Genomic DNA, 22,409 nt, shown 5'->3' on the forward strand with positions numbered 1-22,409 from the left:
CGCGACCGGAAGGTTTTCCAACGTCTGCTTCAAGCGGCGTCGCGGCAACGTGAGAGCTAGTCTATCGCCGTTAAGTTGTATATACAACTCGTTTCAATAAAACAATCGTAGGGGCTTACCCTGGCGATTTTGCGGATTTATTGCATCAATCGAACGATTCCCGCCGATTCACGCCGACATGTTGAATAGACAAGATCACGCCCTCACACCGTCAGAAAAATTCGATATGAAGAATCCTTCCGATGCGCCTTATGCGTTACTAATATTTCTGTCTGGGACGTGATTTCTCCCGGCAAACGCCCCCCAACGCTCCAAAACGCACCATTTCACATGTCGTCCTGTGAGCGGGCGCGCCGGCTCCCGTGGAAGCCCGTCGATGGCTTTTCTGCGGACACCGGCGCCTCGCGAAGGCTGAGGCATGGCATCTCTGCGCGTGTACGGCTTCGGCGCGACGCTGTGCGGCTTCGCGCTGACCTGCGTCCGCCTCGTCCTGCTTCTGGCGGCGGAGTCCGCGCTGCCCGCGCGCGCCGCAACCTGTGCGCCGCCTGCGCCCAGCGCCACGTCCTATACCGCCGATGGCTGCAACGGCACGGTCCCGGGCGGCACCTTCAACACCGGCGCCACGGCCTACGCGGCGGTGTTTCACGCGATCAATGCCGGCACCATTACCGTGACCGCGCCGGTCACGCTCGAATCGGCCGGCGACAACTCGACCGGCGCGTATGCCAACAACGGCGGCTCGATCGACTTCGGCGCAAGCACGAACACGAGCACGATCAGCGTGATCGGCGCGCACTCCAACGGCGTCCATGCGTTTTCCACGGGCGCGTTCATTACGGGCAGCATCAACCTGACGACGAGCGGCGACCGCGCGCACGGCGCGTTCATGGACTACGGCGGCGTGATCGTCCTGCACGACTCAACGCTCGTGACGAACGGCTATCAGGCGGCAGGCGTCGCGGTGGCGACCGGCGCGTTCACGCTGAGCGGACCGAGTTCGATCCTGACGACCGGCGACGGCGCGCCGGGACTTTCGGCGACCTCCGGCAACTCGAGTATCGCCATCGATGCGCTCGACGGGCGGACCTCGGTGGTGACGACCGGCGCGGGATCGGCGGGCGCGAAGGTCGATTCCAGCGACACGATCACGCTGCGCGGCGTCGATCTGCGCACCATCGGCGATGTGTCGAACGGGCTCTACGTCTCGGGCGCGGGCAGCGTCATCACGGCCGACGACACAACCGTCACGACGCTCGGCGCATCCTCGATCGGCGCACAGGTGCTGGCCGGCGGCAGCCTGACGCTCACGGGCGGCGCAATCTCGACGGGCGGCAGCGCCGCGACGGGTCTCGCGGCAGACGGCGCAGGATCGACGATCGTCGCGCAGGGCACGCATATTTCGACTTCCGGCGCGAGCGCAGATGGCATCGACGTGAGCCATGGCGCGCAACTGGCGCTCGACGCGGGCAGCGTGAGCGTCAGCGGCCAGAACGCGAACGCACTGCACCTCGCAGGCGCAGGCGATGCGACGACGCAAACCGCCCTCCTCGCGAACAGCACGCTCGCGAGCGCGCAGGGATCGGCGATCGACGTGCTCAATGGCGTGGCCGTGGTGCGTCTTGCGGGCGGCAAGGCCGCCGGGCCCGCGTTACTGACGCTCGAAAGCGTCACGCTGCCGAGCCAGATCGACCTTCTGGCAAGCGGTTCGGCGCTCTGCGGCGCGGCGCTCATGAGCGGCGCCGCCAGCACGGGCGCCATCGCACAACTGACGCTGGTCAACGGCACAAGCTGGACGATCACCGGCGATTCGATACTGACGGGCCTGAGCCTCGACAACAGCACCGTGGCGTTCGCTTCGCCCGCGCTCGCCGGGTTCCACACACTGACGCTCACACGCCTGACCGGCGGCAACGCGACGCTCGTGATGAACACCTCGCTGGGCAGCGATACGTCACCGACCGACCGCGTCATCGTCAACGGCGGCGCGGTGACGGGCACGACCGGCCTGCGCTTTCTCAACGCGGGCGGACGCGGCCAGGTCACCACCTACGGCATTCCGGTGATCGTCGTGCTGAATGGCGGCACGGCGCCGGCAGGCAGCTTCGTGCAGCTCGGGCGCGCTGTCGCCGGGCCTTACGAATATCATCTGTTTCGCGCGGATTCGGGCAACTGGTTGTTGAGTTCGCAACGAATTCTGATCCCGCCGCTGCCACCGTTACCGCCCTCGCCAACACCGCCCGCTCCCCCCGGCCCGACGCCCACGCCAGTGCCTGACTATCGGCCCGAAGTGCCGGTGTATCTCGCCAACGAATACGCCGCCACGGCCATGTTCATCCACACGTTGCGCGACCGCATGCCAACGCTGCCCGCGAGCGGCAATAGCGCGTGGCTACGCCTGACCGGCCGCACCGATCAAGGCTCCGGCCCGGCCGATAACTACAGCGCGCGCACCAACACCATCGTCCTGCAGGGCGGCGGCGACATCATGCAGCGCGCGCTTTTCAGCGATGCAGACCGTCTGCACCTCGGCGCGATGGCGGCCTACGGCAACGCGCAGAGCGCAGGCTACGCAGCAGGCAACGACGCACAGACCTCGGGCAGCACACAGGGTTACAGCGGCGGCGTGTACGCCACCTGGTTCGCCGACGCGGCCACGCAATCCGGCGCCTATGTCGATAGCTGGTTTCAGTACGCATGGTTCGATAACGCCGTGAACGGCAGCGACCTGCCCGGCGTCCACTATCACACGCAGCGCATGCTGGCTTCGCTGGAAGGCGGCTGGGCGTTCGCGCCCGGCGCGGGTGCGAACTGGCAGATCGTGCCGCAGGCGCAGGCGATCTGGGTACACAGACTTGGCGTCGATACGACCGAGCCCAACGGCACCACGCTGAACGCCGGTGTCGGCAACGATCTGATGACCCGCCTCGGCGTGCGGATCGTGCGCGCGCTGGAGCTTGCGGGCGCGTTGCTGCAATGCCACCTGACGCTCAACTGGTGGCACGACAGTTCGACATCGTCGGTGGACTTTAGCGGCGTCACGCTGGATCAGAGCGCGCCTGCGAATCGCTATGAAGCGAGAATCGGCATCGAAAGCGCGTGGTCGCCGCGCTGGAGCGGCATGGCGGAAATCGGCGGGCAATGGGGCCGCAGCGGGACCGCGGGCGATTATCGGCAATACGCGTTGCGGCTTGCCGCGCGTTATCGGTGGTAATGGCGAATAGCGCGGATAAAAACTTAAACCGATCCCGCGAGATGAAAACGCGAAGCCGGATGCCAGAGCCGCACCGAAGTGGCCACATGCCGCCCGACCCAGGTGCGCCGCAACAGCAGCAGGCAAGGCTCGCCGATCTCCATTTCGAGGTACTGACGCACGCGCGCGTCGGGCTTTTGCGCGTAGATGCGGAATTCCGCGCGCTGGATCGGCGCGAGACGCACCATGTAGTGATTGGGCGTTTCGACCGTGAAATCCTGCTCCAGATACTCGGGAAACACTTCGGGATTCACGTAGCGATCCTCGTACTGGATCGGCTCGCCCTCTTCGCTGTGCACGATGCGCGAATGGAACACGGGACCGGCGTCGAGTTCGAGCGCGGCGATGGCGCTTTCGTCGTCGCTGGCTTCGAGCGCGAGCACACGCGCCGCGTGACGATGGCCGCGCGCGGCGATTTCATCGGCGATATTGCGGATCTGCAGGACCGTCGATTCGTACTGGCGCGGCGCGACATACGTGCCCGAACCGCGCACGCGGTTGAGCACGCCCTCGGTCATCAGTTCGCGCAGCGCGCGCGACACGGTCATGCGCGCCACGCCGAACTCCTTGACCATCTCCGTTTCCGAAGGCACGACGTCACCGGGCTTGAGCGCGCCGCTCTCGATTTGCGCGAGGACGTGACGCTTGATCTGTTCGTAGGCGGGCAGCGACGAGTCTTTAGCCGGCTTCTTTTGCATGGTCTTCGTTCTGGTAATGGGCGGCATCGCGGCAAAACGCGACGAGGCGGCCAGATCGGCCGAGGCACATTGTACCGTCCGACTTGCCGCCGCCCGCGCGCCCTGGCCCCGCTATTCAGGCATGCATGGCGCACCGGTCCCTGCGCGGATTCGTTCACGGACTGCGTGCTAAGATCGGCCGCTATCCAATCTCACAACCCCGCGCAGGCGCCGCCGCGCCTGGCGAACCTGCGCGTTCCCGGCGAACCATCTTGCACGCACCGACCCAACTTCTCTTCCTGCCCGGCGCTTCGGGCGACCCGGCGTTCTGGCAACCGCTCGCCGATCATCTCGAACATACGGCCACGCGCCGCTTCGTGACGTATCCGGGCTTTGGCGGCGTGCCGGCCGATCCCGATGTCGAGCATTTCGAAGATCTCGTGCGCAAGGTCGTGCAGCAGATCGACCAGCCGACCGCGATCATCGCCCAGTCGATGGGCGGCGTGATCGCCATGCGCGCCGCGCTCGCGAAGCCCGCGCTGATCACCCATATCGTGCTGGCCGTGACGTCGGGCGGCATCGATACGCAGGCGCTGGGCGCGCAGGACTGGCGCGCGGATTTCGCCGCGCAGAACCCGCAACTGCCGGACTGGTTCCTGACGCTGCGCGAAGACCTCTCGGGCGAACTGTCCTATATCCAGCAGCCGGTGATGCTGCTGTGGGGCGACAACGATCCGGTCAGCCCGCTGGCCGTGGGCGAACGCCTGCTCGAACTGCTGCCGAATTCGGAACTCGACGTGGTCAACGGCGGCGGCCACGATCTGGCGAATGCGCATGCGCGCGTGCTCGCGCCGCTCGTCGACGAATTCCTGCTCGGCAGCCAGGCCGACTACGAGGAAGACAGCGACTTCGACGATGAAGACGACGAAGACGATCTCGACGAAGACGGCGACGACACAAACCGCCACGCCTGACCTCCGCCTTTCGCGGCCCCGCTCGCTCATGCACGGGGCCGCGTCCCTCCGGTTTGCATCCGCAAACCCGCCGCGCCGGCAATCTCAATTCTTTCAATTAGCATTCAATTCACGTCGATCTGACGTGAAAAGCCCGCTTGCGTCCGTTATTCCAGCTTGACATTCACACAGCATAAGGCGACTATTGGCCAGTTCGATAAACGAAACGATGTTCATATATCGAACACACAATAATAACAACGGGCCTGGCCGCTTCGCGTAACGCATGCACTGCGCCGCGTGAGGCACTTACGAACCCGCTGCGCCGGGGCTACACGCCTTTGAGCACAGGAGACGCGCCGCCGCTCGGCATCCTGACCACACGCCAAAGTCTGACTGAATCACGCGACCCACGCGCAGCCAGTCCGCCGCATGGGGACGGGCCCATCCGCACACGCACGCCGATCCTGACCGCCCTGGCCAGCAAGATGGCGACCGCTAGAAATAGCCACCGAAGCCACACGCAGCGTGAGCAATAACAGCATGAAAAGAGACCACAACCCCGGCGCACAAGCGCCTGCGAAGGGACGCGGCGTGGTTGCCGCCCTCGTCTATGTATTCGAACGGGTCATGCCCGATCCGTTTGTCCTGTCGATCTGCCTGACCGCCTTCGTCGCCGTCCTCGCGCTCGTCATCGCGCCGCACGGCAATGTGCCGACCGTGCTCGACGCCTGGTACACGGGCACCTTCGGCATCCTCGGTTTTGCGCTGCAGATGATCCTGATTCTCGCGACCGGTTACGCCATCGCCGAAGCGCCGATCGTCCAGCGCGGCCTGCGCGCGCTCGCCGCCCATGCGCAGACGCCCGCGCGCGCCGCGCTGCTGGTGTTTCCGGTCGTGGCGATTGCGGCCTGGCTCAACTGGGGGCTTGGGCTGATCGTCGGCGCCCTGCTGTCGCGTGAAATCGCGCGCCGCGTGAAGGTGGATTTCGCGTGGCTGGTGGCGGGCAGCTATTCGGCGTGGTCGATCTGCAATAGCGGCCTGTCCAGCTCGATCGCGCTGTCGCAGGCTTCGCACGGCAACGCGCTCAATCTGGTCGAAAAAGCCACCGGCCAGGTCGTGCCGCTCGCGCAGACGGTGTTCGCGCCGTTCGTGTTCGTGCCGACCGTGCTGGTGGTGGTCGTCATGACCTTCATCTTCATCCGCATGCACCCGAAGGCCGAAGACGTGGTGGCCTTCAACCAGACGGCCGAAAGCGCCGATAACGCCCCGAGCGACGACCCGCACGCGCGTATCAGCGACACGCCTTCGTTCGCCACGCGCCTCGAACAGTCGATGCTCGGCACGCTGCTGCTGATCGTGCTGGGCGGCGGCTATCTGGCGATGGAGTGGAGCGAAAAAGGCTTCGATCTCGACATCAACACGACGATCCTGATCTTCCTGCTGATCGGCCTCGCGCTGCAGCGCACGCCGATCGCCTATGCGAATGCGATCCGCCGCGCCGCGCGCCAGACCGGTTCGATGCTGCTGCAATACCCGGTCTACGGCGGCATCATGGGCATCATGAAGGGCACGGGTCTGGCGTCGATGATCGCCAAGGCTTTCGTGACGATCGCCACGCCCGTCACGCTGCCGATCTGGAGCTATCTGAGCTCGCTGATCATCACGCTGCTGGTGCCGAGCGCCGGCGGCCACTGGGCCGTGCAGGGGCCGTTCGTGCTACCCGCCGCGCTGAGCCTGCACGCATCCGTGCCGCGCACCGCCATGGGCGTGGCGATGGCCGAAAACGTCTCGAACATGCTGCAGCCGTTCTGGGCGGTGCCGATCGTCGCGATTGCGGGCATCCGCATCCAGCGCGTGATGGGCTATACCGCCGTGACCTTCGCGGTGTCGCTGGTGATTTATGCGGTGGCGCTGTGGCTCGTGCCCTGAGCGCGATCCCGGCGCGATCTGATCCGCCGATCCGCTGATCGGTTAATCGCCTGATCGAAACGGCGCTGCGTGCCTGGTTGCGCAGCGCCGTTTTTTGCTTTTTTCATCCCGCCTGCCGCAGCGCGCAGCGTCCGCGCAATTGCGCCACAATGAACAGCCGCGCTACGCGTTCCAGGAGCCTGCCGTGACCGCACACCCGCCGTCCAGCGACGATCTCGACCCGCGCCTGATCGATTTCGCGCGCGAAGTGTTCGATAGCGCACGCCGCGGCGAAGCGGCCACGCTCGCCACGCTGATCGACCAGGGCCTGCCGCCCAATCTGCGCAACGAGAAAGGCGACAGCCTCGTGATGCTGGCCAGCTACCACGGTCACGCCGACGCGGTACGCGCGCTAATCCAGCGCGGCGCCGACCCCGACCTGCGCAACGACAACGGCCAGACGCCGATCGCCGGCGCCGCCTTCAAGGGCTTTGCCGATGTGGTGAGCGCGCTGCTCGACAATGGCGCCGACGTCGAAGGCGCCTCGCCCGACGGCCGCACCGCGCTGATGATCGCGGCCATGTTCAATCGCGTCGATATCGTCGATCAACTGCTGTCGCGCGGCGCGAATCCGCGTGCGCAGGACGGCGCGGGCAATACGGCATTCGACGTCGCCAACGGCATGGGCGCCACCGACGCCGCCGCGCGGCTCGCCTATGCAAGCGGCAGGACGGCCTGAATTCGCAGGCTGCTGCACACGCGTGGCGATGTCGCAGCGCCAAAATCATCGCTCGAATAATCACACGCCGATTCACACCCTGGTGTCAGTCCTGGTTTGCATACGAGGCGCCGCCAGGCGACGCTATCCCTGTAGCCCGCGTATGCGGCACATGACTTGCTCTGACATCTTGTGTAACCCGTGATATTGTTGGGTTACCGGAGTCGTAGCGCCCAAGTGCCCGTCAATCGAACTCTGTCACCTTCGCGAGCGTCGCCATGAGTGATGTACGCCACCATCTGAGTCCGCGCGACCGCGTGGAATTGCTCTGCTGGCTCACCTGCGGGAGCCTCGGAGCGTACTATCTCAACGAATCCTGGCCCAACGCGGCCTTTCACGTGCAGGCGGCGCACAAGTGGCTCGACCGCCACGCGCGCGAAGCCGACTGGCTGGCCATCGCGCGGCTCACCGCCCTCGCGCAGGAAATCGCCAAGCAGCACGCGTGGTTCGTCGACGCCACATGGGCGCGCGACGCGGTCGAGGAAATTCTCGATACCGACGACCTCAACTATCAGGCCAAGCTGGTGCTGCAAGTGCTCAAGGACTGCGAGCTGGCGCTGGCCGACCGCCGCGCCGCCGATTGATTTCGCGCCTGCTTGCTGCAAAGGCTTTGGCAAACTGAATCGCCGCACGTTTCTCCATCAAACGATGGAGGCGGCGGCGCTTTCGTCGCACCATACTCAGGAACGCAGCGCCGGCGCACCTTCAGAACATCGCGCGCAACGAACACAACCCGACGCAAATAGCCAACGCGCCGCAACCGCTGCGTTATCTGATTTCCGACGTGCCTTGAATGGAATGAGCCGCCTTGCACCGGCGCGTTCGCAACCGCGACACATCGGCCAATGCAAGGCGGATAACAGCGCGCCGCTATGACGGCTGCGGCGCCGGTCTGGCGTCGGCGCTGGCGCTGGTCTTGGGCGTCCAGCCGTAACCCAGCGCCTTATACAGACTGACGATCTGCGCGAGCTGCTGATCCTGCAATTGCGACTGCTGGATCTGCGCGGCGAACAGACTGCGCTCGGCGTCCAGCACTTCCAGATAGCTCGTGTAACCGCCCTCGTAGAGATCGCGCGACAGCGACGCGTATTGCGTGAGCGCCTCCACCTGGCGCGTGGTGGCATCGAGTTGATCGCGCGTGCGCGCCACGCCCACCAGCGCATTTTCGACATCGGCAAATGCCTGCTGGATCGTCTGCTGGTAGCTCAACAGCGCTTCCTGATGCTGCGCCTCGGCCTGATGCACGGAACCGGCGATTGCCCCGCCCTCGAAGATCGGTTGCGTGATCGAACCCGCGAACGACCACACGCGCGCCGGCCCGGTCCAGAGACCCGACAGCGCCGTGCTGGCCGCGCCGAACAGACCCGTGATCGAGATATCCGGGAAATACTGCGCGCGCGCCGCGCCAATCGAGGCGTTGGCCGCGATCAGCGTCTGCTCCGCTTCTAGAATGTCGGGCCGGCGCTCCAGCAAGGTCGACGGCAAGCCCGCCGGAATCGCCGGCGCGGTGAGTTGCGTGATGCTCTTGCCGCGCGGAATCGGCCCCGGATTCTGGCCGAGCAATAACGAAATTGCGTCTTCCTGCTGCGAGATCTGCTGCTGGATCGAAAACACCGAAGCCTGCGCCGATTCGTATTCCGACTTCGCCTGGCTCAATTGCAGCTTCGAAACCACGCCGCCCGCGAAGCGCTGCTCGAACAGATCGAGCGAACCTTCGCGGCTGTGCAACGTTTCCTGCGCGATCGTCAACTGGTTGTCGAGATCGCGCAGTTGCAGATAGCCGGTTGCCACATTGGAAATGATCGCGATACGCGTCGCCTGCTGCGCCGACTGCGTGCCCAGATAATTGGCGCGCGCCGCTTCCGTCAAACGCCGCAAGCGCCCGAACAGATCGAGTTCCCAGGACGCGACGCCTTCCAGCTGCACCTGATTGCCGACCATCGGCGGATAACCGGGCGCGGGCACGCCACGGCTGCGCGAGCCGCCGAAATTCGCGCTGACCTGCGGAAACAGGCCCGCGCGCGTCACCACGTAGCGGCCGTAATACTCTTCGACGCGCGCCGCCGCGATGCCCAGATCCTTGTTCTGCGCCAGCGCCTTGTCGATCAGATCGTCGAGTACCGGGTCGTTGAACTGCTTCCACCAGTCGATCGATGCGGGATCGACGGCCTCGCCATTCGCCGAGGCGTAGCGGAACGTCGCCGGCGTTTCGACGGTTGGCCGATGATAGTCGGGCCCGACCGTGCAGGCCGCGAGCAGCAGCACGCTCGCGGCGATTGCGGTGGGACGCCATGCACGCTTGAGTGTCGGGTTCATGGCTTCAACCCTCCTGCGCAGGTGGCAGTGCCGGCGGCGGCGATGGCGACGGTGGCGTATCGGCGGCCTTGGACTTCTTGCGCGACGACAGCGTTTCGAGCCCCCAGAAGAACATCGGGATGAAGAACAGCGCGATCAGCGTGGCGCCCAGCATGCCGAAGATCACGCCCGTGCCCAGCGAGCGGCGGCTCGCCGCCGATGCGCCGCTGGCAATCGCAAGCGGCACGCAACCCAGAATGAACGCGAGCGACGTCATGATGATCGGGCGCAAACGCAGTTTCGCGGCGTGCAGCGCGGCCTCGTACGGCGACATGCCTTCTTTCTCGCGCATTTCCACCGCGAACTCGAAGATCAGAATGGCGTTCTTCGCCGCCAGCGCAATCAGCACCGTCAAGCCGATCTGGAAGTACACATCGTCTTCCATGCCGCGTATGAAGATGCCCACCAGCGCGCCGAAGATCGCGAACGGCACCGCCATCAACACGCCAATCGGCAGCGACCACTTCTCGTACTGCGCCGCGAGAATCAGGAACACCATCAGCAGGGCGAACGCAAACACCATCGCCGCCGTGGAACCGGCCTTCTTTTCTTCGTAGGCCTGACCGCTCCATTCGTAGCTATAGCCGTCGCCGAGCGTTTCCTTCGCGATTTCCTCCATCGCCGCGATGGCCTCGCCCGAGCTATGGCCAGGCGCTGCATCGCCGCTAATCTTCGCCGCCGGGAAGTTGTTGAAGCGATTGACGATGTCCGGGCCCGGCACGAAACGCACCGTCGCCACAGCCTTGATCGGCACCATGCTGCCAGTGCGGTTACGCACGTAGAGCTGCTGGATGTCGTCGGGGCGCGTGCGGTATTGCGGTTCGGCCTGCACGATCACCTGGAACAGACGGCTGCCCTTCGGGAACTGGCTCACATAGGACGAACCGAACATCGTCTGCAATGCCGTATAAACGTCCTGCACCGGCACGCCCTTGGTTTCCGCGCGCTCGCGATCCACCTCCACCAGCAACTGCCGCGAATTCGTGTTGATGGTCGAATTCACGCTGCGCAAGGCCGGATTCTGGCGCGCCTTGGCGATCATCGCGCGCACCTTCTGCTCCAGTTCCTGATAGTTGCCGTCGCCCGTGCTTTGCAGCCAGAACTCGAAACCGCCCGTCGTGCCCAGGCCCGGAATCGACGGCGGATTGAGCGGCACCACCGCGCCTTCCTTGAAGGTCGAGAAATACTTCTGCGCATCGCGGATCAAATCCTCCGCGCTCCCGTTCGCGCCACGATCCTTGAAGCCCTTGAGCGTGATGAACAGCGTGCCCGCGTTGGACTTGTATTGCGAGTCGATCAGACTGAAGCCGATCGGCGCCGCCACCGAACTCACTGCCGGCTGCTTCGCGAACCAGTCTTCGGCCTTCTTCGAGAGATCGCCGGTACGGTCGAGACTGGCCGCATCGGGCATCACGACCGCGCCCAGCAGATAACCCTGATCTTCCACCGGCAGGAACGACGAAGGAATCGTCTTGAAGAGCCCGCCCGTGGCCACGATCATCACGACGATCAGCGCCAGCGACAGCGTCACGCGGCGAATCGCGGTCTGCACCCAGCTGCCGTAGCCGTTCGTGAGCTTCTCGAACTTCTCGTTGAACCAGCGAAAGAAGCGGTTTTTCTTCTTTTGATGGTCGTCGGGCTTGAGCAGGATGGCGGCGAGCGCGGGCGACAGCGTCAGCGCGACGATACCCGAGAGCACCACCGACACCGCCAGCGTCACGGCGAACTGCTTGTACAGCTGCCCCGTGATGCCGGAAAGAAACGCCACCGGAATAAACACCGCGAGCAGCACGAGCACGATCGCCACGACCGGCCCGCTCACTTCGTCCATCGCGCGTTTGGCCGCCTCTTTGGGTGGCAGCTTGAACTCGCTCATATTGCGCTCGACGTTTTCGATCACCACGATCGCATCGTCCACCACGATACCGATCGCCAGCACCATGCCGAACAGCGTCAGCATATTGATCGAAAAGCCGAATGCCTCCATGCCGATAAACGCGCCGATGATCGACACCGGCACCGCGAGAATCGGCACGAGTGTCGCGCGAAAGCTCTGCAGGAAAATGAAGACCACCAGAATCACGAGAATCACCGCGTCGCGCAATGTGTGCACGACTTCGCCGATCGACTCGCGCACGAACTCGGTCGTATCGAGCGCAACCTCGTATTTGAGGCCCGGCGGGAAGTTCTTCGACAGTTGCTCGAGCGTCTGCTTGACCTGCTTGGCCACCTGCAGCGCGTTTGCGCCCGGCTGCTGATAAACCGCGATCAGCGTGGCCGTCTTGCCGTTGTAGCGGCCGCGCAGCGAGTAGTCCTTCGCGCCCAGTTCGGTATGGCCGATGTCCTTGATGCGCACGATGGCCGCATCGCCCGAGGCCGCGCGCAGAATGATGTCGTCGAATTGAGCGGGTTCGGTGAGCCGCCCTTTGGTCGCCACCGGGAAGGTCTGCTGCACGGGTCCATCGGTTGGCGCCTGCCCTAATCGCCCCGCGGAAAACTGCTGGTTCTGCGCGCTGATGGCGTTCTGCACGTCGGAAACCGTGATACCCAGCCGCGCCATGCGGTCGGGCTTGAGCCACACGCGCATCGCGTAGTCGGCGGAACCGAAGATGGTCGCCTGGTTCGCGCCCGGAATACGCTTGAGCGCGTCGAGCACATAGACGTTCGCGTAGTTGGCGACATAGGACTGGTCGTAGGCGTTATCGGGCGAATAGATGGCGATCACCATCATGAACGCCGACGAACGCTTCTGCACCGACACGCCCTGCGCCGTCACCGCATCGGGCAGCGTGGGCAGCGCGAGGTTCACGCGGTTCTGCACGTCCACCTGCGCGAGCGACGGGTCCGTGCCGATGTTGAAGTACACGGTGAGCGTCATGTTGCCCGTCGAGGAACTCGACGAGTTCATGTACATCATGTTGTCGGCGCCATTGACCTGCTGCTCGATCGGCGCGGCGACGTTCTGCGCGACGATGTCCGCACTCGCGCCCGGATAGGTCGCGCTCACGGTGATCTGCGGCGGCGAGATATCGGGGAACTGCGCGATCGGCAGGTTCAGCATCGACACCATGCCGGCGACCACGAGAATGATCGACAGCACCGACGCGAAAATCGGCCTGTCGATAAAGAAGTGGGAGAACTTCATCGCTCAACCTCCCGCGGCTTGCGAGAGGGTCACGTCCACGCGGCGGGACTTGTCGGCCGGATCGGAGGCGACCACGCGCGCGGGCTTGCGCATGTCGATGCGCGCGTCCTGCACGCCCGCGACGATGAGCGCCGAGCGCACGGTGTCGGCGCGCGCGTGCGCGAGCTTTTCGTTCGCGGCCATCGAGCCGGTGGAATCGGTGTAGCCGGAAACCACCACGCGCGTGGCGGGCGACGCGACCAGGCGCTGCGCAACCGCTGCGAGCGCCGATGCCGATTGCGCGTCGAGGCTCGCGCTGCCGCTCGTGAAATAGAGCGGCGTGCGGGCGGCGGGGTTATTGGCATCTGCGTTTGCGCTGGCGTTCGCATTTGCGCTGGCGTTTGCGCTGGCATTGGCGTTCGCGCCGCTAGCCGCAGCGGCATTGGCTGCGCCATTCGCGCCATTCGCGCCATTCGCGTTATTGGCGCCAGCCGCACCACCCGCTCCTGCGGCATTCGCCTGCGCCGCCGGCGCCTGCACCAGATGCGCCTTCACCGGCGCGCCTGGCATCAGGCGCAACGTGTTATCCACCACCACGCGATCGCCCGCATGCAGGCCCGAACTGATCACCCAGTCGTTACCGTTCCATTCGCCGGTTTCGACCGAACGCTGCTGCGCCTTGCCGTCTTTATCGACGGTCCACACGAACGCGCCGCGCGGCCCCTGAATCACGGCATTCTGCGGCACGGCAATCGCATTCGCGCGATCCGCGCCGCGCAGTTTGATCCGCACGAACTGGCCCGGACGCAGCGCGCCGGTGGGATTCTGCACGGTCGCGCGAATCAGATACGTGCCGGTTTGTTCGCTTAACGAAGCATCGGCAAAGGCAATGCGGCCGGTGTACGGATAGGTGCTACCGTCCGCGAGCACGATATAGGCTTCGAGCTTGTCGATCTGCGGCAGCTTGAGCGTGCCGTTTTTCGTCTGCGTGCGCAGATTCAACATCTCGTTTTCAGAGAGCGAAAAGTTGATCCACATGGGATCGAGTTTCGCGACGTAGGTCAGCAGACTGTTGGTGGTGTCGATATACGACCCGTCCTGCTTCTTCGCGAAGCTCGACAGCCCCGTGACCGGCGCGGTGATCGTCGTATAGCCCAGATTGAGCGTGGCGCTCGTGACATTGGCGCGCGCCTGTTCGAGCGCGGCCGCGGCCGCCTGTTGCTGGCCGATCGAATCGTCGAGGTCTTTCTGGCTCAACGCATTCTTCGCAACGAGCGGTTTGACGCGATTGAGATTGGCCTGCGCCGTATCGAGCCGCGCCTTCTGCTGCGCGTATTCCGCGCGCGCCGCGTCGAGCGCGGCCTGGAACGGCTTGCGATCCATCTGGAACATCACGTCCCCTTGATGGACCATCGACCCTTCTTCATAGATGCGCTTTTCCAGAAAGCCGCTCACGCGTGCGCGAATCTCGACCTGCTGGGAGCTTTCCGTCTGCCCGACGTAATCGAAAACGACCGGCACGTCGCGCAGCGCGACGTCGATCACATCCACATTGGCGGGCGGCGGCGCCGATGCTACCGGCGCTTTGTCGTGGCACGCAGCTGCCACGACGACCAGACCCAAGGACAAGCACAAACGTGCTACCCGATATCCGCGTGTCATGCTTTTCTCCGTTGTCGACGATCTACGCTGGACCGACGAACCTGGGCGAATCCCTGCATACGGGATGTGCTGCGCCGCCTCAAGCTCGGAGAGGATCTTACTGCGTTTCCTCAGAGTGCACGATCACGTGTGCCATTCAAAGCACACCTTATTTATTGTCAATCAATTTCAAAGCCACGCAATGAAACAAATACGCAATATGTTTCGCGGTTTGAAATGAATTTAATTATGGATTGCAAACGTTGATACGCGTCTTTAACGCATTCATTCGATTGGCGAATGATGCCGAACTCCGCGCCGGGTAATGAGCGAATCAGTAACGCCATGGCATCGGGCACGCGGCCGCGCTCGAGTTCGACGTGCAGGCAGGCCAGTTCGAGACGTCGATCGATATCGATGCTGTGAACGCCCATGGCATTGCCGAGCAGGCCATGCAGCAGACATCGCGCGAGTTGTGCATTGGCAGGCGCCACGCGCACCGTCATCTGCACGGTGAGATGACGTGCGGGTCGATGCGGCTTTGCACAAAGGCGCGTGGAAGCAGAAAGGTGCGTGAGCAGCGATGCCATATGAGCCAGGCGCATGCCGCCGGTTGCGGCGCGCAATGTTGGTTAACATGGCTCGATTCTAGAAAGCGTCGTGCTAAAACCGCATAAAGAAATAAGCAGCGCGCGCCAATATTGCATAGCGCGCGCCGCATTTGAAGCGAATGCTTCAGTCGAGCGGCCGCCCTGCCGGTTCGCGAATCATCGGCAAGGCAATCAGCGAAACCGCGCCGCAGCCGATCAGATACCACGCCGGCGCGAGCGGATTGTCGAACAGTTGAATCAGCCACGTGGCGAAAAACTGCGCGAAGCCGCCGAAGATCGATACTCCCACGCAATAGACAATCGACATGCCGGTGACACGAATCGATTGCGGAAAGAGTTCGGGCAGCATCACGATATTCGGCACGGCCGTGAAGGCCACGATCACGCCCAGCACCGCCACGACGCCCAGCACGGCCGGTACCGTGGGCACCGAATGAATCAGCATGAAGGCCGGATAAATCACCGCGATCAGCAGTACGCGCGACACGCCGAGCACGCGCTTGCGCCCGTACCGGTCGGACAGGATGCCCGCAAACGGCGAACACGCCGCCGTCACCAGCGCGGCCACGAGCGCCGCGCTCATGCCCACCGACATCGGCAAGCCGAGGATCTTGATCGCGTACGTGGACATGTAGAACAGCACGATATAGTTCGCAGCCGTTCCGCCGATCGTGGTGAGCACACCCGCCACCAGCGCGGTACGGTGATTCGCAAAGATTTCGCGCAGCGGGCGCGCGGCGACGGCGACCGGCGTATTGGCGTCGACGGGTTCGGCGTGTTCGAGCGTTTCGTCCAGATGGCGCCGGATATACACGCCCACCGGCACCACCAGCATGCCGATCACGAACGGCACGCGCCAGCCCCAGCTATGCAGCGCGGCGGGCGACAGCGCGGTCGTGAGCGCCACGCCGAGCAGCGCGCCGCACACCGTATTGAGCGCCTGGCTCACGAACTGCCAGCTACCGTAAAAGCCGCGCGAGCGGTCGTCGGCGTATTCGAGCAGCATGGCGGTCGAGGCGCCCACTTCCCCGCCCACCGCGAAACCCTGCACCAGCCGCGCCAGCACGATCAGCGCGGGCGCCGCGAGGCCGATCTGCGCATAGGTGGGCGCGAAGGCGATCAGCGCCGAGCCCAGCGCCATCAGCCAGAGCGTGAGCGTCATGGCGGCCTTGCGGCCCGCGCGATCGGCGAATGCGCCGATCATCACGCCGCCCAGCGGCCGCACGATAAAGCCCACACCGAAGCTGCCCACCGCGAGCAGCAACTGGTTCAGCGCGCCATGCACCGGGAAAAACAGCGTGCCGATGGTGGTCGCAAAGAAGCTGTAGACCGTGAAGTCGAAAAACTCCAGGCCGTTGCCCAGCGTGATCGCGGCGATGGCCTTCGCGCGCGAGGCACGCGTGGCGCGTGTCGGGCCGTGCGCGGCGTCCGGGTCGGTGTGCAGGGTGGTGGCAGTCATCGTGGGTCTCCTGTCAGCCCGGGCGGGTGCGATGCCCTTGCCCGGGTCTCATGCCGTGTTCATGGCGTTGCGCTTCAGGTGCGCTTCAGGTGCGCGCCATTTGCGCTCCGGTTCTGCCTCAGGCCTGCAGGAAGCGTTCGGCGAGTTGCACCCAGTACGCGGCGCCGGTGGCAAGGCAGTCGTCGTTGAAATCGTAGCCGGGGTTGTGGACCATGCAGCCGCCTTCTCCATCGCCATTGCCGATGATCAAATAACTGCCCGCGCACTTTTCGAGCAGAAACGAGAAGTCTTCGCTGCCCGTGAGCGGCGCGAGTTCGTCGAGCAGCCCGTCTTCGCCGAGCCAGTCGCGCGCGACGTTCTGCGCGAAGGCGGTCATTTCCGCATCGTTGACCAGCACCGGATAACGCCGCTGATAATCGATGCGCGCCGTCGCGCCATAGGCGCTTGCCTGCGCGTGCACCAGCGCGGTGATGCGCGCTTCGAGCAGGTCGCGCACTTCGGGGCGCAGCGCGCGCACCGAAAGCTTCATCTGCGCGGTTTGCGGAATCACGTTGGGCGCTTCGCCCGCGTGGATCGCGCCGACCGTCACGATCGCCATATCGAGCGGCGGCACGTTGCGCGACACGATGGTCTGCAACGCGAGCACGATGTTCGCGGCCACCACCACGGGATCGGTCGCCTTGTGCGGCATCGCGCCGTGACCGCCGCGCCCGTCGATATCGATGATGACCGTATCCGACGACGCCATGAACGGCCCCGACCGGAAGCCGAGCTTGCCGGTGGGAAAGCCCGGCATGTTGTGCATGGCAAACACGGCGTCGCAGGGGAATTGCTCGAACAGCCCTTCGTCGAGCATACGCTTGGCGCCGCCGAGACCCTCCTCCGCTGGCTGGAAAATCAGGTGCAGCGTGCCGTCGAAGGCGCGCGATTGCGCCAGATGTTTGGCCGCCGCCAGCAGCATGGCCGTGTGGCCGTCGTGGCCGCACGCGTGCATCTTGCCGGGGATCTGGCTCGCGTAATCGAGGCCGGTGGCTTCGTGAATCGGCAAGGCGTCCATATCGGCGCGCAGGCCCAGACGGCGCGTCCCGTTCCCCACCTTCAGCGTGCCGACGACGCCCGTGCCGCCCAGCCCGCGATGCACCTCGTAGCCCCAGGCGGCGAGCTTTTCAGCAACCAGATCGCTGGTCACGAATTCTTCGAAGCCGAGTTCCGGGTGCGCGTGGATCGCGTGGCGCAGCGCGATCATTTCCTCTTCGATCGCCGCAATTGCGGGGGGAATCGCCATCGTGTTCATCCGTCGTCTCCTGAAGCAAGGTGATTACTCGATGCCTCAGGATAATGACGCCGATTTGTCGCCGACAGCCCTAAAATGGTTAGCCCGCCAACCGCAGGTTTTCACCCGGGTTTTCCCTCATGAAGTTCCATCAGTTCCGGGCGCTGGTCGCCATGGCCGACACCGGCAGCATCCGCGCGGCGGCGCGCGCGCTGGGCATCTCGCCCGCGGCCGCCACCAAGGCGGTGCGCGAGCTGGAAGCCGAGCAGCAGATCGCGCTGGTGACGCGCAACGCCAACGGCATCGCCTTCACGGAAGCGGGCCAGGCGCTGCTGGTGCACGCGCGCGCCGTCGTGCATCAACTGGCGCGCGCGCAGCACGAACTCGACGCGCGGCGCGGCAGTGGCGGCGGCAAGCTCTCGATTGGCGTGACGCCGTGGCTCGCGCTGTCGTTCCTGCCCGACGCCGTCACGCGCTTTCGCGCGCGCATGCCCGGCATGCAACTGGAGTTCTACGAGGGGCTGCTCAATATCGTGATGCCGCGCCTGCGCGACGGCACGCTCGACTTTTCGCTCGGCAAGCCGGGCCTCGCCTCGCTGCACGCCGAATTTTCACAGACGCCGATCTTCGCGACCGAATCGGCCGTGGTCGTGCGCAAGGGGCATCCGCTCGAATTGGCGCATTCGCTGGAGGCATTGCAGGACTGCGAGTGGCTGCTGAACTGGGACCCGGCCAGCAAGGAAATGGTCACCGACGACGTATTCCGCCGTCACGGCCTGCCGCTGCCGCGCACGGTGCATCTCGCGCATTCGTTCATCGTGGCGATGGGCCTGATCATGAATACCGACATGGTCAGCATCTTTCCGTGGCCGCTGGTGGAGACGCGTTTCGCGCGCGAGAACCTTCGCGCGCTGACGCTGCAGGAGGAAGTGGACCGCACCGTGGTGAGTGTGGTCGCGCGACGCGGCGTACCGCTTTCAGCGGCCGCCGAGTGCTTTCTGGACTGCCTGAAGGACGCGATCCGTGCGGGCGAAGCCTCGCAGGACCCGGAGCGGCGGCGGCTCTACCATTCGTTAGAGCTGTTGATCTGACTTTTCATCAGACCATAACCGCCGCCGGCCCTTCGATCGCTTTAGAACGACGTACCGATCTGGAACTGGAACTTCTGGTACTGATCGCCCGCGTGCTTGACCAGCGGGAAGCCGAGGTCGAGCTTGAGCGGGCCGATCGGCGAAATCCATTCGAGACCCGCACCGTAGCTGTAACGCAGACCGTTCGCGCCCGTGCTGCTGCCTTCGGAACCCCAGACGTTGCCGCCGTCGAAGAAGGTGAACACGCGCAGCGTGCGGTCGTAGCCCGTGCCCGGCAGCGGGAAGGTCAGCTCGATATTGCCGACCACCATCTTCGAGCCGCCGATCGGATCGTTGGTCGACGTATCGCGCGGACCCAGCGAACCCGATTCGTAACCACGCACCGAGCCGATACCGCCCGCGTAGTAGTTCTTGAAGATCGGGTACGCCTTGCCGCCCATGCCGTTACCGTAGCCGCCCTGGAAGTTCATGCCCAGCACGAAGCCGCGCGCAAACGAGTAGTAGTACTGCAGCTGCGCATCGGCCTTGTAGTACTCGGTACCGGCCGGCGTGCCGACTTCGGCATTGGCCTGGGCGAAGTAACCGCGGCTCGGCACCAGCGCGCTGTCGCGATTGTCGCGCGACCAGCCCACCGTGAACGGCACCGTATTCGACACGCGCCCGAATTCGCTCACGTAGTCCTTATAGGTCTGCGGCGTTTCCGAATCGATATCGAGTCGATCCTGTTCGATGCCAAGGCCGAAATAGACCATATCCGTTTCCGAGAACGGAATGCCGAACTTCATGTCCGCGCCGTACGAAACGATACGGAAGCTCGTGTCGTTGGTGCTCGAATAATAGAGCGGCTCGGTGGTGCGGTAATAGACATCGGTGATGCGCTTGATGCCGTCCACCGTGAAATACGGATCGACCTGCGTCACCGACAGCGTGCGATACGTGGACGCCGTATTGACGTTCACCGAAAGGCTCTTGCCGGTGCCGAACACGTTGTCCTGCGAAATGCCCGCCGAAATGATCGGGCCTTCGCCCGAGCCGTAACCCACGCCCAGCGACAGCGTGCCGGTGGGCTTTTCGGTCACTTTCACGTCGACGTCGACCTGGTCCTGGGTGCCTTCCACCGGCACCGTGCTCACTTCGACATTCGTGAAGTAGCCAAGACGATTGACACGGTCTTTCGACAGCGCCAGACGGTTCGAATCGAACCACGAGCTTTCGAGCTGGCGCATTTCGCGGCGCACCACTTCATCGCGGGTACGCGTATTGCCAACCACGTTCACGCGGCGCACATAGACGCGGCGGCTCGGATCGACCTGCAGCGTCAGCGCGACCGTGTGATGGACCTGATCGATCTGCGGTTCGGCGTTGACGGTCGCAAACGCGTAACCGTATTCGCCGAGTTTATCGACCAGCGCCTTGGTGGTGTCCTTGAGCTTCGACGCCGAAAAACGCTCGCCCGGCTTCACGCCGACCAGCTTGCGCAACTCCGCCTCGCGGTCGAGCAGATTGCCCGCCAGCTTGACGCTCGAAATCGTGTACGGCTCGCCTTCATGTACCGAGATCGTCAGGTACATGTCCTTCTTGTCCGGCGACAGCGACACCTGGGTCGAATCGATATTGAATTCGAGGTAACCGCGGTCCAGATAGTACGAGCGCACGTTCTCCAGATCGCCCGTGAGCTTTTCTTTGGAGTACAGATCGTTCTTCGTGTACCACGAAAACCAGTTCGGCGTGGAGAGCTGCATTTCGTCGCGCAGCGTGCTCTCGCTGAACACCTTGGTGCCGATGAAGTTGACCTGGCGGATCTTCGCGCTCGGTCCTTCGATCACCGAAAACAGCAGGCCCACGCGATTGCGGTCGATCGGCGTGACGGTGGTTTTCACTTCGGCGGCGTAATAGCCGCGCGTGAGGTACTGGCGCTTGAGCTCCTGCTCGGAGCGGTCCACCAGGGCCTTGTCGAAGCTGCGGCCCGGCGACAGACCCACCGCGCCCAGCGCCTTGGTGAGATTGTCCTTGTCGAATTCGTGGATGCCCGCGAAATCGATCGTGCCGATTGCCGGGCGCTCCTGCACCTGCACGACCAGCGTGCGGCCTTCGGTGGCAATGCGCACATCGCTGAAGAAGCCGGTGGCGTAGAGCGCGCGGATGGCGTCTGAGGCCTTGTCGTCGGAGAAGGTGTCGCCCTGCTTGATCGGCAGATAGGCGAATACGGTACCGGGCTCGATGCGCGCCAGCCCGTCAATGCGGATGTCCTGCACCACGAAGGGCTCGGCGGCTTGCGCCGTGGCGGCAATGCCGAGTCCGAAGCCGGCGAAGGTCAGCGCGCGTGCGTAGCGCGTAGAAGATGAAACCGTCATGCGGGAGGTCGAGAAGTAGGCCAGCGAAGACAAACGAATACGCCGCGCGAAGCGGCGCGACGCGAGAGACGCTGCGCGGCGAACCGCACCAGCGCGTGAGGATTGGGGCGCGCGCCGCCTGGGCAGGCGCGCCGGGCCGGGAATTCGCAGCGCTCGTCTATTGCATGCGCATCCCGCTGGGCCGCTGCGGCTTGGCAAGGCCCGTAGCAAGCGAAAGCACTTCGGTCATATGCGCGGCTTGCGAGGGGTGCAGGCGGAACGACAGTTCCGCGCCGCCCGGCAGGCGAAAGCTCACGACGAGATGTTGCACGGCGCCGTTCTCGCGGCCGATTTCCCACGCTTCGCAGGGCATCGCGAACTTCACGCTCGCGGTCTTGTGGCGAATGCGCTCCGAACGGCCGATGGCGTTGGACAGAGCGGCCAGCAACTCATGCATGACCGAGCAATGCAGCGCGACGCTGTCCGGCTGGTTGCCGTTGACCATCAGATACTGGCCGTCCGCGGACAGCTCGAAGCCGCGCAGCGAATCGATGGCAAGTGACGTGGACGTGGACATGAACGGCACTCCGTGACAAAAGCATCGGCGGAGTCTAGTGGGCGCGGCGCCGCGCGGCATTACCCGTGCGTTACCTGGATTACTTTCATCAATATTGCGCGACGCTGCGCGCAAGGCGCGCGAAAACGCTGCAGCACCGGCCTGGACGGGGCTGCGCCGCCTTTCAGCGGCGGCTTGCACAGGCTTCTGGCGCAAGCCGCTAGAAATCCGCTGTAACGAGATGGATTACCAACGCTGACAGATCGCAGACAGCAGTGAAACAGGAGCCAACAGAACCATGAACGAACGTTCATGGGGATGAAACGGTTAGCGATGAGTTGAAAACCGATCGGCAAGCGGGTCGAACAGCACGCCGCCGGGGTCACGACGGCCGTGC

At 64.3% G+C, this 22,409-nt stretch carries 15 protein-coding genes; 6 read left to right on the forward strand and 9 right to left on the reverse strand.

Going from position 1 to position 22,409, the window contains the following annotated elements; all coding sequences use genetic code 11:
* Positions 1 to 418 precede the first annotated feature (418 nt).
* Positions 419 to 3,211, forward strand: coding sequence for an autotransporter outer membrane beta-barrel domain-containing protein (locus U5A67_RS06585; protein WP_321813452.1), 2,793 nt, complete (start codon positions 419 to 421; stop codon positions 3,209 to 3,211).
* Positions 3,212 to 3,234: 23 nt separating this feature from the next.
* Here U5A67_RS06585 and hutC read toward each other — a convergent pair whose 3' ends face one another.
* The gene (hutC, locus tag U5A67_RS06590; protein ID WP_241023389.1) at positions 3,235 to 3,948 is read right to left on the reverse strand and encodes a histidine utilization repressor; all 714 of its coding nucleotides are present in this window, start codon (positions 3,946 to 3,948) and stop codon (positions 3,235 to 3,237) included.
* Positions 3,949 to 4,199: 251 nt separating this feature from the next.
* Here hutC and U5A67_RS06595 point away from each other — a divergent pair, with 251 nt between their 5' ends.
* From U5A67_RS06595 to U5A67_RS06610, 4 genes are all read left to right on the forward strand, one after another.
* Positions 4,200 to 4,901 carry an alpha/beta fold hydrolase gene (locus tag U5A67_RS06595; protein ID WP_205982832.1) on the forward strand — a complete coding sequence of 234 codons (702 nt, stop codon included), beginning with the start codon at positions 4,200 to 4,202 and terminating at the stop codon, positions 4,899 to 4,901.
* 522 nt (positions 4,902 to 5,423) lie between these two features.
* On the forward strand, positions 5,424 to 6,812 hold the full coding sequence (locus U5A67_RS06600; protein WP_205982833.1) for a short-chain fatty acid transporter: 1,389 nt from the start codon (positions 5,424 to 5,426) through the stop codon (positions 6,810 to 6,812).
* Positions 6,813 to 6,996: 184 nt separating this feature from the next.
* A complete protein-coding gene (locus U5A67_RS06605) occupies positions 6,997 to 7,530 on the forward strand; it encodes an ankyrin repeat domain-containing protein (RefSeq protein WP_205982834.1) in 534 nt (177 codons plus the stop codon).
* Between the two features lie 257 nt (positions 7,531 to 7,787).
* On the forward strand, positions 7,788 to 8,153 hold the full coding sequence (locus tag U5A67_RS06610) for a hypothetical protein (RefSeq protein WP_205982835.1): 366 nt from the start codon (positions 7,788 to 7,790) through the stop codon (positions 8,151 to 8,153).
* 286 nt (positions 8,154 to 8,439) lie between these two features.
* On the opposite strand, the gene U5A67_RS06615 is transcribed toward U5A67_RS06610, so the two are convergent.
* The 6 genes from U5A67_RS06615 to U5A67_RS06640 form a co-directional block, all read right to left on the reverse strand.
* Positions 8,440 to 9,885, reverse strand: coding sequence for an efflux transporter outer membrane subunit (locus U5A67_RS06615; RefSeq protein ID WP_321813453.1), 1,446 nt, complete (start codon positions 9,883 to 9,885; stop codon positions 8,440 to 8,442).
* 4 nt (positions 9,886 to 9,889) lie between these two features.
* On the reverse strand, positions 9,890 to 13,069 hold the full coding sequence (locus U5A67_RS06620) for a multidrug efflux RND transporter permease subunit (RefSeq protein WP_321813454.1): 3,180 nt from the start codon (positions 13,067 to 13,069) through the stop codon (positions 9,890 to 9,892).
* Positions 13,070 to 13,072: 3 nt separating this feature from the next.
* Complete coding sequence (locus tag U5A67_RS06625; RefSeq protein WP_321813455.1) at positions 13,073 to 14,710, reverse strand: efflux RND transporter periplasmic adaptor subunit; 1,638 nt, start codon at positions 14,708 to 14,710, stop codon at positions 13,073 to 13,075.
* Positions 14,711 to 14,868: 158 nt separating this feature from the next.
* Positions 14,869 to 15,279, reverse strand: a complete 411-nt coding sequence (locus tag U5A67_RS06630; protein ID WP_321813456.1) for a hypothetical protein — start codon at positions 15,277 to 15,279, stop codon at positions 14,869 to 14,871.
* Positions 15,280 to 15,424: 145 nt separating this feature from the next.
* Positions 15,425 to 16,759, reverse strand: a complete 1,335-nt coding sequence (locus tag U5A67_RS06635) for an MFS transporter (protein ID WP_205982840.1) — start codon at positions 16,757 to 16,759, stop codon at positions 15,425 to 15,427.
* Positions 16,760 to 16,877: 118 nt separating this feature from the next.
* Positions 16,878 to 18,053 carry a M20 aminoacylase family protein gene (locus U5A67_RS06640; protein ID WP_321813457.1) on the reverse strand — a complete coding sequence of 392 codons (1,176 nt, stop codon included), beginning with the start codon at positions 18,051 to 18,053 and terminating at the stop codon, positions 16,878 to 16,880.
* A 119-nt stretch (positions 18,054 to 18,172) separates the two neighbouring features.
* On the opposite strand from U5A67_RS06640, the gene U5A67_RS06645 reads away from it, so the two are divergent.
* Positions 18,173 to 19,123: a LysR substrate-binding domain-containing protein gene (locus U5A67_RS06645; protein ID WP_321813458.1), complete on the forward strand. Its 951-nt coding sequence runs from the start codon at positions 18,173 to 18,175 to the stop codon at positions 19,121 to 19,123.
* Positions 19,124 to 19,164: 41 nt separating this feature from the next.
* On the opposite strand, the gene bamA is transcribed toward U5A67_RS06645, so the two are convergent.
* Positions 19,165 to 21,477 carry an outer membrane protein assembly factor BamA gene (gene bamA / locus U5A67_RS06650; protein ID WP_321813674.1) on the reverse strand — a complete coding sequence of 771 codons (2,313 nt, stop codon included), beginning with the start codon at positions 21,475 to 21,477 and terminating at the stop codon, positions 19,165 to 19,167.
* A 157-nt stretch (positions 21,478 to 21,634) separates the two neighbouring features.
* Complete coding sequence (locus tag U5A67_RS06655) at positions 21,635 to 22,033, reverse strand: hypothetical protein (RefSeq protein ID WP_205982843.1); 399 nt, start codon at positions 22,031 to 22,033, stop codon at positions 21,635 to 21,637.
* Between the last annotated feature and the right edge of the window lie 376 nt (positions 22,034 to 22,409).

This window comes from Paraburkholderia sp. J69-1, assembly GCF_905220255.1.
In the GTDB taxonomy this organism is placed as follows: domain Bacteria; phylum Pseudomonadota; class Gammaproteobacteria; order Burkholderiales; family Burkholderiaceae; genus Paraburkholderia.

What these genes read in the sequence shown, in the direction of transcription:
- U5A67_RS06585 (WP_321813452.1), top strand. Translation starts at nt 419, where the DNA reads ATGGCATCTCTGCGCGTGTACGGCTTCGGCGCGACGCTGTGCGGCTTC.
- hutC (WP_241023389.1), bottom strand. Translation starts at nt 3,948, where the DNA reads ATGCAAAAGAAGCCGGCTAAAGACTCGTCGCTGCCCGCCTACGAACAG.
- U5A67_RS06600 (WP_205982833.1), top strand. Translation starts at nt 5,424, where the DNA reads ATGAAAAGAGACCACAACCCCGGCGCACAAGCGCCTGCGAAGGGACGC.
- U5A67_RS06610 (WP_205982835.1), top strand. Translation starts at nt 7,788, where the DNA reads ATGAGTGATGTACGCCACCATCTGAGTCCGCGCGACCGCGTGGAATTG.
- U5A67_RS06615 (WP_321813453.1), bottom strand. Translation starts at nt 9,885, where the DNA reads ATGAACCCGACACTCAAGCGTGCATGGCGTCCCACCGCAATCGCCGCG.
- U5A67_RS06620 (WP_321813454.1), bottom strand. Translation starts at nt 13,069, where the DNA reads ATGAAGTTCTCCCACTTCTTTATCGACAGGCCGATTTTCGCGTCGGTG.
- U5A67_RS06625 (WP_321813455.1), bottom strand. Translation starts at nt 14,710, where the DNA reads ATGACACGCGGATATCGGGTAGCACGTTTGTGCTTGTCCTTGGGTCTG.
- U5A67_RS06630 (WP_321813456.1), bottom strand. Translation starts at nt 15,279, where the DNA reads ATGGCATCGCTGCTCACGCACCTTTCTGCTTCCACGCGCCTTTGTGCA.
- U5A67_RS06635 (WP_205982840.1), bottom strand. Translation starts at nt 16,759, where the DNA reads ATGACTGCCACCACCCTGCACACCGACCCGGACGCCGCGCACGGCCCG.
- U5A67_RS06640 (WP_321813457.1), bottom strand. Translation starts at nt 18,053, where the DNA reads ATGAACACGATGGCGATTCCCCCCGCAATTGCGGCGATCGAAGAGGAA.
- U5A67_RS06645 (WP_321813458.1), top strand. Translation starts at nt 18,173, where the DNA reads ATGAAGTTCCATCAGTTCCGGGCGCTGGTCGCCATGGCCGACACCGGC.
- bamA (WP_321813674.1), bottom strand. Translation starts at nt 21,477, where the DNA reads ATGACGGTTTCATCTTCTACGCGCTACGCACGCGCGCTGACCTTCGCC.
- U5A67_RS06655 (WP_205982843.1), bottom strand. Translation starts at nt 22,033, where the DNA reads ATGTCCACGTCCACGTCACTTGCCATCGATTCGCTGCGCGGCTTCGAG.